The sequence below is a fragment of the Caulobacter sp. GW821-FHT09H08 genome (genome assembly GCF_059415885.1).
The window spans coordinates 212,428-226,659 of sequence record NZ_JBWKOC010000001.1; the positions used below are offsets into that span (position 1 = coordinate 212,428).

At 67.4% G+C, this 14,232-nt stretch carries 18 protein-coding genes; 14 read left to right on the plus strand and 4 right to left on the minus strand.

Annotated features, from left to right (window positions below; all coding sequences use genetic code 11):
- The first annotated feature begins 30 nt into the window (after positions 1-30).
- From AC07NN_RS01140 to AC07NN_RS01155, 4 genes are all read left to right on the plus strand, one after another.
- The gene (locus AC07NN_RS01140; RefSeq protein ID WP_494637315.1) at positions 31-1,002 is read left to right on the plus strand and encodes an SDR family NAD(P)-dependent oxidoreductase; all 972 of its coding nucleotides are present in this window, start codon (positions 31-33) and stop codon (positions 1,000-1,002) included.
- The gene (locus AC07NN_RS01145; protein ID WP_494637316.1) at positions 1,002-1,517 is read left to right on the plus strand and encodes a hypothetical protein; all 516 of its coding nucleotides are present in this window, start codon (positions 1,002-1,004) and stop codon (positions 1,515-1,517) included. The genes AC07NN_RS01140 and AC07NN_RS01145 overlap by 1 nt, the downstream gene beginning before the upstream one ends.
- Positions 1,514-2,371 carry an SDR family oxidoreductase gene (locus AC07NN_RS01150; protein ID WP_494637317.1) on the plus strand — a complete coding sequence of 286 codons (858 nt, stop codon included), beginning with the start codon at positions 1,514-1,516 and terminating at the stop codon, positions 2,369-2,371. Before AC07NN_RS01145 ends, AC07NN_RS01150 begins: the two co-directional genes overlap by 4 nt.
- An 82-nt stretch (positions 2,372-2,453) precedes the next feature.
- Positions 2,454-3,545, plus strand: a complete 1,092-nt coding sequence (locus AC07NN_RS01155) for a Fic family protein (RefSeq protein WP_494637318.1) — start codon at positions 2,454-2,456, stop codon at positions 3,543-3,545.
- On the opposite strand, the gene AC07NN_RS01160 is transcribed toward AC07NN_RS01155, so the two are convergent.
- Positions 3,546-3,899, minus strand: a complete 354-nt coding sequence (locus AC07NN_RS01160; protein WP_494637319.1) for a TfoX/Sxy family protein — start codon at positions 3,897-3,899, stop codon at positions 3,546-3,548. It abuts the gene before it with no gap.
- On the opposite strand from AC07NN_RS01160, the gene AC07NN_RS01165 reads away from it, so the two are divergent.
- The gene (locus tag AC07NN_RS01165) at positions 3,886-4,368 is read left to right on the plus strand and encodes a GNAT family N-acetyltransferase (protein ID WP_494637320.1); all 483 of its coding nucleotides are present in this window, start codon (positions 3,886-3,888) and stop codon (positions 4,366-4,368) included. The genes AC07NN_RS01160 and AC07NN_RS01165 overlap by 14 nt on opposite strands.
- Here the strand turns inward: AC07NN_RS01165 and AC07NN_RS01170 are convergent.
- A complete protein-coding gene (locus AC07NN_RS01170; protein ID WP_494637321.1) occupies positions 4,360-5,619 on the minus strand; it encodes an MFS transporter in 1,260 nt (419 codons plus the stop codon). The two genes, AC07NN_RS01165 and AC07NN_RS01170, sit on opposite strands and share 9 nt — an antisense overlap.
- Positions 5,620-5,716: 97 nt before the next feature.
- Here AC07NN_RS01170 and AC07NN_RS01175 point away from each other — a divergent pair, with 97 nt between their 5' ends.
- The 7 genes from AC07NN_RS01175 (at position 5,717) to AC07NN_RS01205 (ending at position 10,380) form a co-directional block, all read left to right on the plus strand.
- On the plus strand, positions 5,717-5,761 hold the full coding sequence (locus AC07NN_RS01175; RefSeq protein ID WP_492085959.1) for a hypothetical protein: 45 nt from the start codon (positions 5,717-5,719) through the stop codon (positions 5,759-5,761).
- Positions 5,762-5,825: 64 nt separating this feature from the next.
- The gene (locus AC07NN_RS01180; protein WP_494637322.1) at positions 5,826-6,380 is read left to right on the plus strand and encodes a GNAT family N-acetyltransferase; all 555 of its coding nucleotides are present in this window, start codon (positions 5,826-5,828) and stop codon (positions 6,378-6,380) included.
- 32 nt (positions 6,381-6,412) lie between these two features.
- The gene (locus AC07NN_RS01185; protein WP_494637323.1) at positions 6,413-6,976 is read left to right on the plus strand and encodes a DUF1285 domain-containing protein; all 564 of its coding nucleotides are present in this window, start codon (positions 6,413-6,415) and stop codon (positions 6,974-6,976) included.
- Positions 6,973-7,635, plus strand: a complete 663-nt coding sequence (locus AC07NN_RS01190; RefSeq protein ID WP_494637324.1) for a CoA pyrophosphatase — start codon at positions 6,973-6,975, stop codon at positions 7,633-7,635. Before AC07NN_RS01185 ends, AC07NN_RS01190 begins: the two co-directional genes overlap by 4 nt.
- Before the next feature lie 67 nt (positions 7,636-7,702).
- Positions 7,703-8,956: a CCA tRNA nucleotidyltransferase gene (locus tag AC07NN_RS01195; protein WP_494637325.1), complete on the plus strand. Its 1,254-nt coding sequence runs from the start codon at positions 7,703-7,705 to the stop codon at positions 8,954-8,956.
- A gap of 31 nt (positions 8,957-8,987) precedes the next feature.
- Complete coding sequence (locus AC07NN_RS01200) at positions 8,988-9,692, plus strand: glutamine amidotransferase-related protein (protein WP_494637326.1); 705 nt, start codon at positions 8,988-8,990, stop codon at positions 9,690-9,692.
- Positions 9,693-9,732: 40 nt separating this feature from the next.
- Positions 9,733-10,380, plus strand: a complete 648-nt coding sequence (locus AC07NN_RS01205; RefSeq protein ID WP_494637327.1) for an Isoquinoline 1-oxidoreductase subunit — start codon at positions 9,733-9,735, stop codon at positions 10,378-10,380.
- 124 nt (positions 10,381-10,504) lie between these two features.
- On the opposite strand, the gene AC07NN_RS01210 is transcribed toward AC07NN_RS01205, so the two are convergent.
- On the minus strand, positions 10,505-11,143 hold the full coding sequence (locus AC07NN_RS01210) for a TetR/AcrR family transcriptional regulator (protein WP_494637328.1): 639 nt from the start codon (positions 11,141-11,143) through the stop codon (positions 10,505-10,507).
- An 86-nt stretch (positions 11,144-11,229) separates the two neighbouring features.
- Here AC07NN_RS01210 and AC07NN_RS01215 point away from each other — a divergent pair, with 86 nt between their 5' ends.
- Positions 11,230-11,874, plus strand: a complete 645-nt coding sequence (locus AC07NN_RS01215) for an O-methyltransferase (RefSeq protein ID WP_494637329.1) — start codon at positions 11,230-11,232, stop codon at positions 11,872-11,874.
- Between the two features lie 3 nt (positions 11,875-11,877).
- Here the strand turns inward: AC07NN_RS01215 and hemF are convergent, their stop codons facing one another.
- Entirely contained in the window at positions 11,878-12,765 is an 888-nt protein-coding gene (gene hemF / locus AC07NN_RS01220; RefSeq protein WP_494637330.1) for an oxygen-dependent coproporphyrinogen oxidase, read from the minus strand.
- Between the two features lie 158 nt (positions 12,766-12,923).
- On the opposite strand from hemF, the gene AC07NN_RS01225 reads away from it, so the two are divergent.
- On the plus strand, positions 12,924-14,216 hold the full coding sequence (locus AC07NN_RS01225; RefSeq protein ID WP_494637331.1) for an acetyl-CoA C-acyltransferase: 1,293 nt from the start codon (positions 12,924-12,926) through the stop codon (positions 14,214-14,216).
- The last annotated feature ends 16 nt before the right edge of the window (positions 14,217-14,232 follow it).

The window sequence follows — 14,232 nt, forward strand, 5'->3', positions numbered from 1 at the left end:
CAGACAACAAAAATACGAGGGAGGACCATCATGAGCGATCGCATCACCTCGCCCTTCGGGGCGAAATCGACGGCGCGCGAAGTCGTCGCGGGCCATGACCTGGCCGGCAAGGTCGCCATCGTCACCGGCGCGGCCACCGGCATCGGCGTCGAGACGGCGCGGGCCCTGGCGCTGGCCGGCGCCGAAGTCATCATCGCCGCCCGCAAGCCGGAGCTGGGCGAGGAAGTCGCCAACGCGATCAACGAAGAGGCGGGCAGCAAGCGCGCCAGCTTCGGCATGGTCGACCTGGCCAGCCTGGACTCCGTCCGCCACTTCGCCAACGTCTGGGGAGACCGGCCGGTCAACCTGCTGATCAACAACGCCGGGGTCATGGCCAGTCCGCTGATGCGCACCGCCGATAGCTTCGAGATGCAGTTCGGCACCAACCATCTGGGCCACTACCTGCTGTCGGTGCTGCTGGCCCCGAACCTGGTCGCGGGGGCCAAGGCCTCTGGCAAGCGCTCGCGGCTGGTCTCGCTGTCGTCGATCGGCCACCGCCGCGCCGGCGTGAACTTCGACGACCCGAACTACGAGCACCGCGACTACGACAAGTGGGAGGCCTACGGCCAGGCCAAGACCGCCAACAGCCTGTTCGCGGTCGGCTTCGACAAGCGGTTCAAGGATCAGGGCGTCAACGCCAACGCCGTCATGCCCGGCGGCATCATGACCCCGCTGCAGCGGCACATGTCGATCGAGGAGCAGCGGGCCATGGGCTGGCTGGACGAGAACGACAAGCCGCGCGACGGCTTCAAGTCGACCGAGCAGGGCGCGGCCACCAGCGTCTGGGCCGCCGTCGGCGATGAGCTGGACGGCGTCGGCGGGCTCTATCTGGAGGACTGCAACCAGGCCGTCCCGTGGAGTCAGGAGCGGCCCTGGAACGGCGTCATGTCCCACGCGCTCGACCCGGAAGCGGCCGATCGGCTTTGGGAGCTGTCGGTGAAGATCACCGGAGCCGGCGCCTGATGCAGCAGCGCACCGTTCTGCGCCTGGCCGGCGTCGCCACGATCGCCGGGGCAGTGATCGACATCGTCGCGCCGTTCCTGATCTATCCGCGTCTGTCGGGGACGCAGCCGCACCTCGTCTACGTGACCATCGACCTGCTGCTGATGCTCGGCATGCTGGGCGTCTGGTCGGCGAGCCAGGCGCGGGCCAGCATCCTGGGCCTGGCCGGTTTCGTGTTGGGCCTGCTGGGCGTGATGCTGGTGCGGACCTCGTCGGCCAAGATCTTCGGCGAGGCCTCGTACATGATCGCCTCCAGCGTCTGGTCGATCGGCATGGTGATCTGGAGCCTGGACCTGCTACGGGCCAAGGCCTTCCGGGTCTCCGCCGGCCTCTGGATCGTGGCCCTCGTCATCGGGCTTGTCGGCTTGGCGCTGAAGGATCACGGTCCCGTCGCGCACGTGGCGAAAATGAGCTTCATCGCCGGCTTCGTCTGCGCCGGCCTCAGCCTGATCCGAACCCGGGAGCAATCCGCATGAGCTTGAAGGGTAAGACCCTCTTCGTCACCGGCGCCTCGCGCGGTATCGGCCTGGCCATCGCCCTGCGCGCGGCGCGGGACGGGGCCAATATCGTCATCGCCGCCAAGACGGCCGAGGCGCATCCCAAGCTGCCGGGCACCATCTACACCGCCGCCAAGGAAATCGAGGACGCGGGCGGCAAGGCCCTGCCGCTGGTGGTCGACGTCCGCGAGGAGGCCAGCGTCCAGGAGGCGGTCGAGAAGGCCGTCGCCCAGTTCGGCGGGATCGACATCTGCGTGAACAACGCCTCGGCCATCTCGCTGACACCGACCCTGGCGACCGACATGAAGCGCTACGACCTGATGCATCAGATCAACACGCGCGGCACGTTCGTCACCTCAAAGGCCTGCATCCCCTACCTGAAGAAGGCCGAGAACCCGCACGTCCTGATGCTGTCGCCGCCGCTGGACATGTCGCCGCGCTGGTTCGGCTCGCACGTGGCCTACACCATGGCCAAGTTCGGCATGTCGATGTGCGTGCTGGGCATGGCCGAGGAGTTCAAGTCCGACGGCGTCGCCTTCAACGCGCTGTGGCCTCGCACAGGCATCGCCACCGCCGCCATCCAGTTCGCCCTGACCGGCGAGGAGGGCCTGCGCCACTGCCGGACGGTGGAGATCATGGCCGACGCGGCCCATGCGGTGTTCTTGAAGCCGTCGCGCGAGTTCAGCGGCAACTTCCTGATCGACGACACCTTCCTCTATGGCGAGGGCGTGCGCGATTTCGACCAGTACAAGGTCGATCCGACGGCGACCCTGATGCCGGACTTCTTCGTGCCGGAAAGCAGCGAGCCGCCGCCGGGGGTGAAGATCGGGTGACACGTTCGCGGATAGCGAACTTTTTTACACGTGCCGGAATCGTGTTATTAAAATCTTATTTTTTTAACATGTAGAGTTCGACGTGTTGAAGCCGACCTATGAAATTCCGGCATTGCCGCCGCGAGGCGAGCTTGAAACCGTCGCGGTGTTGCGTGAGGCCGCGCGCGCGCATCGCTATCTGGCGGAATTGAAGGGACGTGCGGTCGCCATTCCCAATCAAGGTATCCTGATCGACACCTTGTCCCTGCAGGAAGCTCGCGCCAGCTCGGAAATCGAGAACATCGTCACGACCCAGGACGAGATGTTCCAAGCGACACTGTTTCCGGATGGCCCAGAAGGTGGGGCGGCAAAGGAGGTCGCCCTCTATCGCGACGCTCTAAAGCGCGGGTTCGACCGGTTGCGAGAAACCGACAGGTTGCTGACGAACAACGCGATCATCGAGATGTTTCAAGTGTTGAAGCGAAGCCAGGGAGGATTTCGGGAAACGCCAGGCACCGCACTGCGCAACGACGCGACCGGCGAAATGGTCTATGTGCCGCCGCAGGATCGAAACGAGATCATCGGCCATATGACCGCCTTGGAGCGGTTCTTGAACGATGACGAAATCAGCGAACTGGACCCGCTGATCAAGATGGCGCTGATCCATCACCAGTTCGAAAGTATTCACCCCTTTCCAGACGGCAACGGCCGGATTGGCCGTATCTTAAACGTCCTCTATCTGACCAGGATGCGACTGCTGGACATCCCGATCCTGTACCTCAGTCGCTACATCACGACCCACAAGGCCGAGTACTACCGGCTACTCCAGCATGTCCGCGATGAGGGGCAATGGGAGGCCTGGATTCTTTACATGCTCAAGGCCGTCGCCGAGACGTCTTTGCAGACGCTGGAGCTCGTGCAAGGCGTCGGCTTCCTGATGGCGCAATACAAGGACCGCCTGCGGAAGGAGCATTCGAAGATCTACTCTCAGGATCTGCTCAACAACCTGTTCCGGCACCCTTACACGCGTATCGAGTTTCTCCAGAATGAACTGGGCGTAGTCAGGCAGACCGCAGCGAAATATCTGGACGATTTGGCCGCGAACGGACTTCTGGAGAAGCATAGCCAAGGGCGCAGCAACTACTATGTAAACAGGCCCCTGGTCAGCCTGCTGCTGAGAGGGGCCGGGGAGTAGCTATCGCTTTTTCTTCCCCGCCGCTGCCCGCGCCGCCACCTCCAGCGACTTCCGCGACCACTCCAGCAGGAACTCCTGATCATCCAGCGCCTCGGCCGGCGCCGCCCAATAGGCCATGGGCTTGCCCTCGCCGAACGGGTCGAAGGCGTGCGAGCCGGCGGCCTCGAACTCCGGCTTCAAGGCGTCGTCGCCCTTGAGATAGAGCACATCGTCGTCGATCAGGGCGAAGAACAGGCCGTTCGCATAGATGCCGACTCCGCCGAACATGCGGCGCGAGGTGATGTGGCCCAGCGGGGCCAGTTGCTCCAGAACGAAGTCCCGATAGTCCGCAGAGACCGCCATGCCCGTCGCCATCCGTTCCGCCACGCCCGCCGACGCGGGGCTGATCCACCAGTTCATCCTCGATCTGGCCGACTATGAGAAGCTGCTGGATACTGTCCAGGCCAGCGAAAGCGACACGGCCGCGGCCCTGTTCGGCGACAACCCGCGCGCCTTCGCCGACATCGCAGAGCTGGATGGCGAGCCGGTCGGGTTCTCGCTGTGGTTCTACAACTACTCGACCTTCGTCGGCCGGCACGGGATATGGCTGGAGGACCTGTTCGTGCGGCCGTCGGCGCGCGGGTCGGGCGCGGGCAAGGCGCTGCTGGCGAACCTGGCCAGGCGTTGCGTCGACGAGGGCCTGGGCCGCCTGGAGTGGTCGGTCCTCGACTGGAACGCGCCGTCGATCGCCTTCTATGACAGCCTGGGCGCGGCCGCGATGGACGAGTGGATCATCCGCCGCCTGACGGGTGACGGGATCCGCAAGCTGGCGGGGCTACTCTAGCCGGTCGGCCTTGCGCAGGTCGGGGAACAGGAAGGCCCAGAGGGCGGTGACCGCCATGGCCCCGGCGCCGCCGAACACCGCCGCGCCGATAGGGCCCAGCAGCCAGGCTGCCGCGCCGCTCTCGACCTCGCCCAGCTCGTTGGAGGCGCTGATGAACACGCCCGAGACGGCGGCGACGCGGCCGCGCATGGCGTCGGGCGTCACGATCTGCACCAGGGTCTGGCGGACATAGACCGACAGCATGTCGGCCCCGCCCAGCACGGCCAGGGCCACGACCGACAGCCACACCAGCTTGGAAAGACCGAACACGACCGTCGCGAAGCCGAACACGGCGACGCCCGCGAACATGATCCGGCCGGCGTGGCGGCGGATCGGCACGGACGCCAGATAGATCCCGACCACGGTCGCGCCAATGGCCGGGGCGGCGCGCAGCAGGCCAAAGCCGCCCGGGCCGATATGCAGCACATCCTTGGCGAACACCGGCAGCAGGGCCGTGGCCCCGCCCAGGATCACCGCGAACAGGTCCAGCGAGATCGAGCCGAAGACGATCTTGTTGTTCCAGACGTAGGACAGGCCTTCCTTGATCAGCTCGACGCGCGAGCCGGGCTGGGTCTCGGGCTTGGTGTCCTTGCGGATCGCCAGGGCCAGCAGGGCGGCCAGCAGGTAGAAGGCCAGCGCGGCGCCGAAGGCCAGGGCGGGCGAGTGGATCAGCAGCAGCCCGCCCAGGGCCGGGCCCATGATCGAGCCGGCCTGCCAGGACAGCGACTGCCAGGCGATGGCGCGCGGCAGCAGGGGGCGCGGCACCAGCATTGGCCCCATGGCGCTGCTGGCGGGCGACAGGAACGATCGGCTGGCGCCGAACAGCACCGAGATGGCGAAGATCGGCCACAGCTGGTGCGAGCCCATCAGGGCCAGGATCAGCAGCACCCCGGCGCTGACCGCGTCCAGGGCCAGGGTGGCGGCGACGATCAGCTTGCGGGTCCGGCGGTCGGCGGTCTCGCCAGCGACCAGGGTCAGCAGCAGCAGCGGCAGGAACTGCGCCAGGCCGATCATGCTGACCATGAAAGCGGACTCGCCGACCGAGTGGGTCAGGCGGGCGATAGCGTAGACCTGCCAGCCCAGGGCCACCGACTGGATCTGCACCCCCAGGGTGGAAACGAAGCGCACCACCCAGAAGAGGAGGAAGTCACGCTCCCGCAACAAGGCGCGGGTAGACGTGTCAGGGGCGGGTTCGGCGACGGGCTCGGACATCGGCTGGCAACATAGGGCGCTCGTGCCGCACTGCAACGTTATTGACCTGAGAAAGCCTTGGCCCTACAGCGCGCTCTTCTTTTGGAGGTTCTAGGCGATGCGACGCCTGCGACGAATGACGCGCGAAAGCGCCACGATCTGAAGCCCTCCCGGTCGCGCCTTCGCGTCGGGAGCCCCCGACGTTCTTTCGCATTCTCCGAAGGCCGATGACCTCCGTTCAAAAGACCCTTCCGCCCGAGCCCGCATTCCCGCCGCTGGTCCATGAGACCCCGGACATGGAAGCGGCCGTGACCCATCTCATCGACCGGGTGTTCGGCCCCGGCCGCTTCGCCAAGTCGTCCGAGCGCCTGCGCGAGGGCAACGCCCTGCTGGGCGACTGCTCGTTCGTTTCGATGCGCGACGGCCAGCCCGTCGGCTGCTGCCGCATGTGGCCGGTAACCATCGGCGGCGAGCCGGTGGCGTTCCTCGGCCCGCTGGCCGTCGATCCGGACGAGCGCAGCGCGGGCCTCGGCCAGGCCCTGGTCGAGACCGCCGTCGAGGCGGCCCGCGCCGCCGGCTGGCGCGCGGTGCTGCTGGTCGGGGATGGTCCCTATTTCGGCCGGGTCGGCTTCTCCAACGCCCATACGGCCGGTGTCGTCATGCCGGGGCCGGTGGATCAGCGCCGCGTCCTCCTGCTGCCGCTGAAGGACGCCAGCGACGAGGGCCTGGCGGGTCCTGTCGCGATCGCTCCCGGCGCGAAACCTGTCGGCGCGATCGCTTGAGCGGGCAGGCCTAAGGGCCTAACTGATCAGCGATGACCGACGCACCACCGAAGGCAGGACTAGAAGGCGTCGCCCAGGCCGCGAAAGCCGCGGGCGAGCGCGGCCTGCCGCCGGTGCATCTGTGGAGCCCGCCCCACTGCGGCGAGATCGACATCCGCATCCGCAAGGACGGCGTTTGGTTCCACGAAGGCACGCCCATCGGCCGCGAGGCCCTGGTGCGCCTGTTCTCGACCGTGCTGCGGCTCGATCCGGACGGCTATCACCTGGTCACGCCGGTCGAGAAGATGAAGATCACGGTCGAGGACGCGCCGTTCATCGCCACCCGCGTGGACCGTGAGGGCGAAGCCTTGGTCTTCCAGACCAATGTCGGCGACACCGTCGCGGCGGGTCCCGAGAACATGATCCGTGTCGAGATCGATCCCGAGACCGGAGAGCCGCGCCCCTATGTCCACGTGCGCCGTGGTCTCGAAGCGCTGATCGCCCGCCCAGTCTTCTACGAGCTGGCCGAGATGGCGCAGGCGCATGGCGGCGTCTGGGGCGTGACCTCGAACGGCGCCTTCTTCCCGATCGCTCCGCCGGGGTCGACTCCAGAATGACTCGCGACGAGCGCCGCGCTTGGATCACCAGCCGCCTTCATCCGATCTCGGACTACGATCCCAGCCTCGCGAACCCGAAGAAGTCGGACTACGACCTCAATCCGGGCCTGAAGGTCGACAATCCGCACGCCCTGCGGCCCGCCGCCGTGCTGGTGGGGCTGATCGAGCACGAGGACGGCCTGACCGTCCTGCTCACCCGCCGGTCCGACACCCTGCGCAGCCACACCGGCCAGATCGCCTTCCCCGGCGGTCGCTGCGATCCGGGCGAGACGCCCTGGGGCACGGCCCTGCGCGAGGCGCAGGAGGAGGTCGGGCTCGATCCGGCCCTCGTGACCGTGGCGGGCCTGCTGCATGGCTATCAGACCGTGACGGGCTTCCACGTGACGCCGGTGGTCGGCTTCATCGACCCCAAGGCGACCTTCGTGCCGAGCCCGGAAGAGGTGGCCGACGTCTTCGAGACGCCGTTCGAATTCCTGATGGATCCGGCCAACCACCAGCGCCAGTCGCGCGAGGCGCCCAGCGGCGGCAAGCGGCATTTCTACGCCATGCCTTGGAACGATCGCTTCATCTGGGGGGCGACGGCGGGGATGCTGCGGTCCCTCTACGAGGCGCTTTACGACGAAAGCGACCACAACCCCTCCGAACAGGGTGTTTCCTGACTGGTGACGGGGGCGTCATTTATCTAACTATGTCGCCCCTCCCTTGTCGGGAACCTGGAGTTCTGGCGTGAGCACTGAGACGATCGGCCCCGCGCCGTGGATGACGTCGCCGGAGACCAAGGCGGTGATCGCCGCCCTGGAGGCGCGAGGCAGCGCCGGCTGCGCGCGCTTCGTCGGCGGCTGCGTGCGCAACGCGGTCATGGGCAAGCCCATCGATGACATCGACATCGCCACCACCCTGACGCCCGACCTGATCATCGAGGCCCTGGAGCAGGCGGGGCTGCGCGCGATCCCGACCGGCGTCGACCACGGCACGATCACGGCCCTGTCCGGCGGTCAGCCCTATGAGATCACGACCCTGCGCAAGGACGTCTCGACCGACGGCCGCCGGGCGGTGGTGGCCTTCACCCAGGACTGGACGCAGGACGCCGAGCGCCGCGACTTCCGCTTCAACGCCCTCTATGCCGACGTCGAGGGACGCATCTACGACCCGACCGGCCACGGCGTCCGCGACGCCAAGGAGGGTCGGGTGGTGTTCGTCGGCGATCCGATGACCCGCATCCGCGAGGACTATCTGCGCATCCTGCGCTTCTTCCGGTTCCAGGCCTGGTACGGCAAGGGTGAGCCCGACCAGAAGGCCCTGGCCGCCTGCAAGGCGCTGAAGGGCATGGTCTCGGGCCGCGCCGCCGAGCGCACCCAGAAGGAGCTGATGAAGATGCTGGCCGCGGAAGATCCGCGCCCGGCCTTCCGCCTGATGGCCGCCACCAGCGTCCTGTCCTCGATCCTGCCGTCGGTGAAGTCGCTGGCCCGCTTCGAGGCTCTGATCGCCATCGAGACCGAGCAGCTGTTCGAGAACGATCCGGTGCTGCGCCTGGCCGCTCTGAAACCCGACGACACGAAGATCGCCGAGCAGTTGGCCGAGCGCCTGCGCCTGCCCAACGCCCAGCGCGACCGCATCGTCGCGGCGGTCGGCAAGGAGCCCCGCATCGTCTCGTGGATGAGCCCGCGCGAGGCTCGCCGGGCCGTCTATCACCTGGGCGTCAGCGCCTTCTGCGACCGGGTGAAGCTGGCCTGGGCCGGCTCGGGCCGCGACTCCACCGCGCCGCAATGGCGGGCCCTGCTGGCCCTGGCCGAGACCTGGTCGCCGCCGCCGTTCCCGCTGTCGGGCGAGGAGATCATGAAGGCCGGCGTGCCCAAGGGGCCCCTCGTCGGCGAGGTCATGCGCGAGGTCGAGGTCTGGTGGATCGACCAGGACTTCATCGAGGACAAGTTCAGCGCTATCGAACGTCTGAAGACCGTCGCCCAGGGGATGGTCTACTAGCGTTCACTGTTCCAAAGTTCGGAGGCGTGTGTTGAAGATCGGCCTGCTCGAGACCGGCAATCCGCCGGGCGACCTCGCGGACACCTACGGCAGCTATTCGGCGATGTTCGAGGACCTGCTGGGACCGGAACACAGCTACCGCGTCTACGACGTTCAGAAGGGCGAGCTGCCCGCCGATCCGGCCGAGAACGACGCCTATGTGATCACCGGCTCGGCGGCCGGGGTCTATGACCCGCTGCCCTGGATCGAGCCGCTGAAGGCCTTCCTGCAACAGGCCAAGGGCGAGCAGCCGCTGGTCGGGGTGTGCTTCGGCCACCAGATCATGGCCGAGGCGTTCGGCGGCAAGGTCGAGAAGTCCGACAAGGGCTGGGGTGTGGGCCTGCAGGCCTATGAGGTTTCCGAGCGCGAGCCGTGGATGGACGAGGCCGGCCATGTCGCCGTGCCGGGCTCGCACCAGGATCAGGTCGTCGCGCTGCCCTCGGGCGCGCGGGTCTTGGCCGGCAGCGCGTTCACCCCTTACGGCGTCCTGGCCTATGACGACGCCAAGGCGATCTCGATGCAGTTCCACCCGGAATTCACGCCGGCCTACGCCAAGGCGCTGATCGAGGCCAGGCGCGGAACCCGCTTCACCGACGAGCAGGCCGACGCCGCCATCGCCAGCCTGGGCGCCGAGAACGACCGCGCGCGCATGGCCGCGTGGATCGGTCGGTTCCTGGCCCAGGAAACTCAGGGGTAAGCTGGGGCGTTCGAGTCCGGACATTCCGGAGAGAACGCTCATGCGTATCGCCACCATTGCTATCCTGGCAGGGACCCTGGCCGCCGCCGGCGCTGTCGTCGCCAGCGTTCAGGCCGCGCCTGACGCCGCCAAACCAGCTCCTGCCCCGGTCGCGCTGAAGACCGCAGCCAGCTTCCAGTCGATCGCCGACCCCGCAGCGCGCTCGGTCGCCCTGTTCCAGGAAGCGGGCAAGGTGATCCAGAGCCCGCGTTGCCTGAACTGCCACCCGGTCCAGCGGGCGCCGACGCAGGGCAATGACTTGCATCCGCACAACCCGCCGATGGTGGCGGGCGACAGCGGTCACGGCCCGGCCGGCATGCCCTGCTTCTCGTGCCACACCCAGGCCAACGTCCCGACCTGGGGCCAGGACATCAAGAGCATCCCCGGCGACCCGAAATGGGCGCTGGCCCCGGCCGAGATGGCCTGGCAGGGCAAGTCGCTGGGCGTGATCTGCGGCCAGATCAAGAATCCGGCGACCAACGGCGGCAAGTCGATGGCCGAGCTGCACCACCACATGGCCCAGGACCACCTGGTCGGCTGGGCCTGGAACCCCGGCGCCGGTCGCGCCCCCGCGCCCGGGACCCAGGCTCAGTTCGGCGAGCTGATCAAGGCGTGGATCGATACGGGGGCCAAGTGCCCGAAGGCCTAGGGTGAACTCGGTATCGGACCAGGATCCGTAAACCTCGTCCTTCGACAGGCTCAGGATGAGGTTTTCTACTGAACGACCTTTGCATTCGTCCTCACCCTGAGCCCGTCGAAGGGCGAGGGCGGCTTCACCGACGGTCCGATCTGAGCCTTTCCAGATACGCGCAGAACATGTCGGCCATGGCGTCTGAATAGGCCACGATCTCGGCCTCGGTGCGCGGCGTTTCGGAGAAAGCCTTGCCGACTTCCTTCAGCGTGGTGGTGATCAAGTCGCCCGCCGCCACGCGTACGGGTTCGTCGGCCCCGGGCAGCACTTCCCGCATGAAGGTCCGGACGATCTCGGTCCCCGAGACCCGCGCTTCCCGCGCCTCGGGCGCATCGCGATACAGCGGAGCGGCGTCGTTCAGCGCCAGGCGCATCTCGGCCTCCTCGCACTCGGACTTCACGAAGGCGTGGACCAGGGTGCGCAAGCGCTCCAGGGGCGGACGGGCGCCGTCGGCGAGGATGTCGCTCAAGAGGTCGGTGGTCGCTCGCCACTCGTCGCTCTGCAGCCGGAACAGGATCGCGGCCTTGTTGGGGAAGTACTGATAGACCGAGCCGACGCTGACCCCGGCCCGCTCGGCCACCCGCGCGGTGGTGAAACGCGCCGCGCCCTCCTTCGCCAAAACCTGAACAGCGGCCTCCAGGATGGTCGCCACCAGCTCGGCCGAGCGGGCCTGCTTGGGCTGCTTTCGCGAGGAAATCCGGGGGCTTGAGCGGTCGGTCACGGTGCGGTCCGGCAATGCGAATACAAAACCTGACGAATTAGTCGCATTTCTGAGGGCGGCGCGACAAGGCGCTTTCGGAGACTTCCATGACCACCCTGACCAAGATGGCGCCCCTGCTGGATCGCCTGTTCGCCCTGGGCGAGGACGCCCGCCCCGTCTTCGCCGACGTCCCCGCCGCCGAGCGGGAGCGGCTGATGCGCAGCAAGACGGAGTATCTCGACCTCTATGGTCGCTTGAAGGACTTCCCGCTGGCGGTGTCGCGCGAGACCGGCGTGCTGCTCTACATGCTGGCGCGTTCGACGGGCGCACGGAACATCGTCGAGTTCGGAACCTCGTTCGGCGTCTCGACCCTGCATCTGGCGGCCGCCCTGCGCGACAACGGAGGTGGCCGCCTGATCACCACCGAGTTCGAGCCCTCCAAGGCCGAGCGCGCCCAGGAGCACCTGGCGGCCGGCGGCGTGCTGGACCTGGTCGAGATCCGCCTGGGCGACGCCCTCCAGACCCTGGCCGTCGACCTGCCCGAGACCATCGACCTGGTGCTGCTGGACGGCGCCAAGGCCCTCTATCCCGAAGTCCTGGCCCTGCTGGAAAGCCGCCTGCGGCCGGGCGCCCTGATCGTCGCTGACAACGCCGACTACGCGCCGGAATACCTGGCGCGGGTGCGGTCGCCGGACGCTGGCTACCTGTCGATCCCGTTCGGTGAGGATGTCGAGCTGTCGATCAAGCTCTAGATTCTAAGGCCACTTCACCATGGGCGGCATCGAGCTGAGGATCGACTCGACATTGCCGCCGGTCTTCAGGCCGAACATCGTGCCGCGGTCGTAGAGCAGGTTGAACTCGACATAGCGGCCGCGTTGCACCAGCTGCTGCTCGCGCTCGTCCGCCGTCCAGGCTTCGCCCATGCGGCGGCGGACCAGCTCGGGATAGATATCCAGGAAGGCTCGGCCGACGTCCTGGGTAAAGGCGAAGTCCTTCTCCCAGTCGCCGCTGTCGTGGTGGTCGTAGAAGATGCCGCCGATGCCGCGCGGCTCGTTGCGGTGGGGGAGGAAGAAGTACTCGTCGCACCAGGCCTTGTACTTGGCGTGCCACTCCGGATCGTACTTGTCGCAGGCGCGCTGGTAGGCGGCGTGGAAGTCGACGGCGTCCGGAAAGTCTTGGCTGCGCTGGTAGCCGAGTAGGGGGGTCAGGTCGCCGCCGCCGCCGAACCAGCTCCTGGTCGTGGCGATGAAGCGGGTGTTCATGTGCACGGCCGGCACACGCGGATTGGTCATGTGCGCGATCAGGCTGACGCCCGTCGCGAAGAAGCGCGGATCCTCGGCCGCGCCCGGTACAGTTTTGGCCATTTCGGGCGTGAAGGTCCCGTGCACGGTCGAGACGTGAACGCCGACCTTCTCGAACAGGCGCCCGTGCATCATGCCCATGACGCCGCCGCCGCCGGCCGCGCGATCCCAGGGCTTCTTCTCGAAGCGGCCGGGTTCGCCGGGATAGAGGTCGGCGGGCGCCTCGTCCTCGAGGCGTTCGAACTCGGCGCAGATCTGGTCGCGCAGGCTTTCGAACCACGCCCGGGCGCGGGCCTTCTTGGCTTCAAGCTCTGGGTTGGAGAGGTCTAGATCGGTGCTCATGCCGTCGGATTAAGCCGCCGCGCGTCCGCGCGCAAATAGGGCGCCGCGCCTAAGGGACGGACCGGAGCCGAAACTTGCGGCAGGTCATGGCGATATTCGACAAGAGACGGCGCGGGACACCATATAGGCCAAGGTTTCCGTGCTTCGGAGTTTGACCCATGCCCGCCGCCAAGAAGTCCGCCTCGCCAGCCTCGAACGTCTGGCTCGCCGCCGGGGTGCGAACGCCCTTCGCCAAGGTCGACGGGCCGCTGGCGTCCTATGATGCGATCGAGCTTTCGGTCCCCGTCGTGAAGGCGATGCTGGCCAAGGGGGCGCGACCGGACTTCGCGGTCTGGGGCACGGTCATCCCGAACCTGACCTGGAGCAACCTAGCCCGCGAGGTGCTGCTGGATGCCGGCGCCGACCCGACCATTCCGGCCTTCTCGACGATCATGGCCTGCTCGACCAGCATGATCGGCGCGATCGAGGCGGCGGGCATGATCGATGGGCGCGGCCGCGACCTCGCCTTGGTCGGCGGCGTCGAGAGCATGAGCCGGGTGCAGATCGGCCTTTCGGTCGCCCTCTCGGACTGGATCCGCAAGTTCCAGGGCGCCAAGACCGGCAAGGACAAGCTGAACGCCCTGACGGCGCTGCACCTGAAGGACGTGCGGCTGTTCATCCCCAAGGTCGCCAACCGGGTCACGGGCCTGTCGATGGGCGAGCACACCGAGATCACGGCCAAGGACTGGAACCTCTCCCGCGCCGACCAGGACGCCATCGCCTTCGCCAGCCACCAGGGCGCGGTGAAGGGCTGGGAGAGCGGTTTCTTCGACGACCTCGTCATCCCGATCGGCGGCGCCAAGCGCGACTCCATCCCGCGCAAGGACTCGACGCTGGAGAAGCTGGCCAAGCTGGGTCCGGCCTTCGACAAGACCAGCGGCAAGGGCACGCTGACGGCCGGCAATTCCTCGCCCCTGACCGACGGGGCGGCGGCGATCTGGGTCGGCTCCGAGGCTGGCATGGGCCGCCTGCCGGGCGAGACGCCGAGGGTGAAGATCGTCGACTACGAGGTCACCTCGATCGACCTGAAGCACGAGGGCCTCTTGATGGCCCCGGCCTATGGCGTGCCGCGCATGCTGGCCCGCAACGGCATGACCTATGCCGATGTCGGCCTGTGGGAGATCCACGAGGCCTTCGCCGCCCAGGTGCTGTCGCACATCGCGGCGTGGGAGAGCGCCAAGTTCCTGTCGGAGAAGGCCGGGGTCGGGGCGACGCTGGGCGAATTCCCGCGTGATCGCATGAACCCGTTCGGCGGCAGTCTGGCGCTCGGTCACCCGTTCGGGGCCACCGGGGCGCGGATTCTCAGCCAGGCGGTGAAGGAGCTGGCCGCCCGTCCGAAGGGCGAGCGGGCCATCGTCAGCATCTGCGCCGACGGCGGCCAGGGCACGATGATGCTGCTGGAGAGCGCTTAGACGCGGAGGCGCCGAA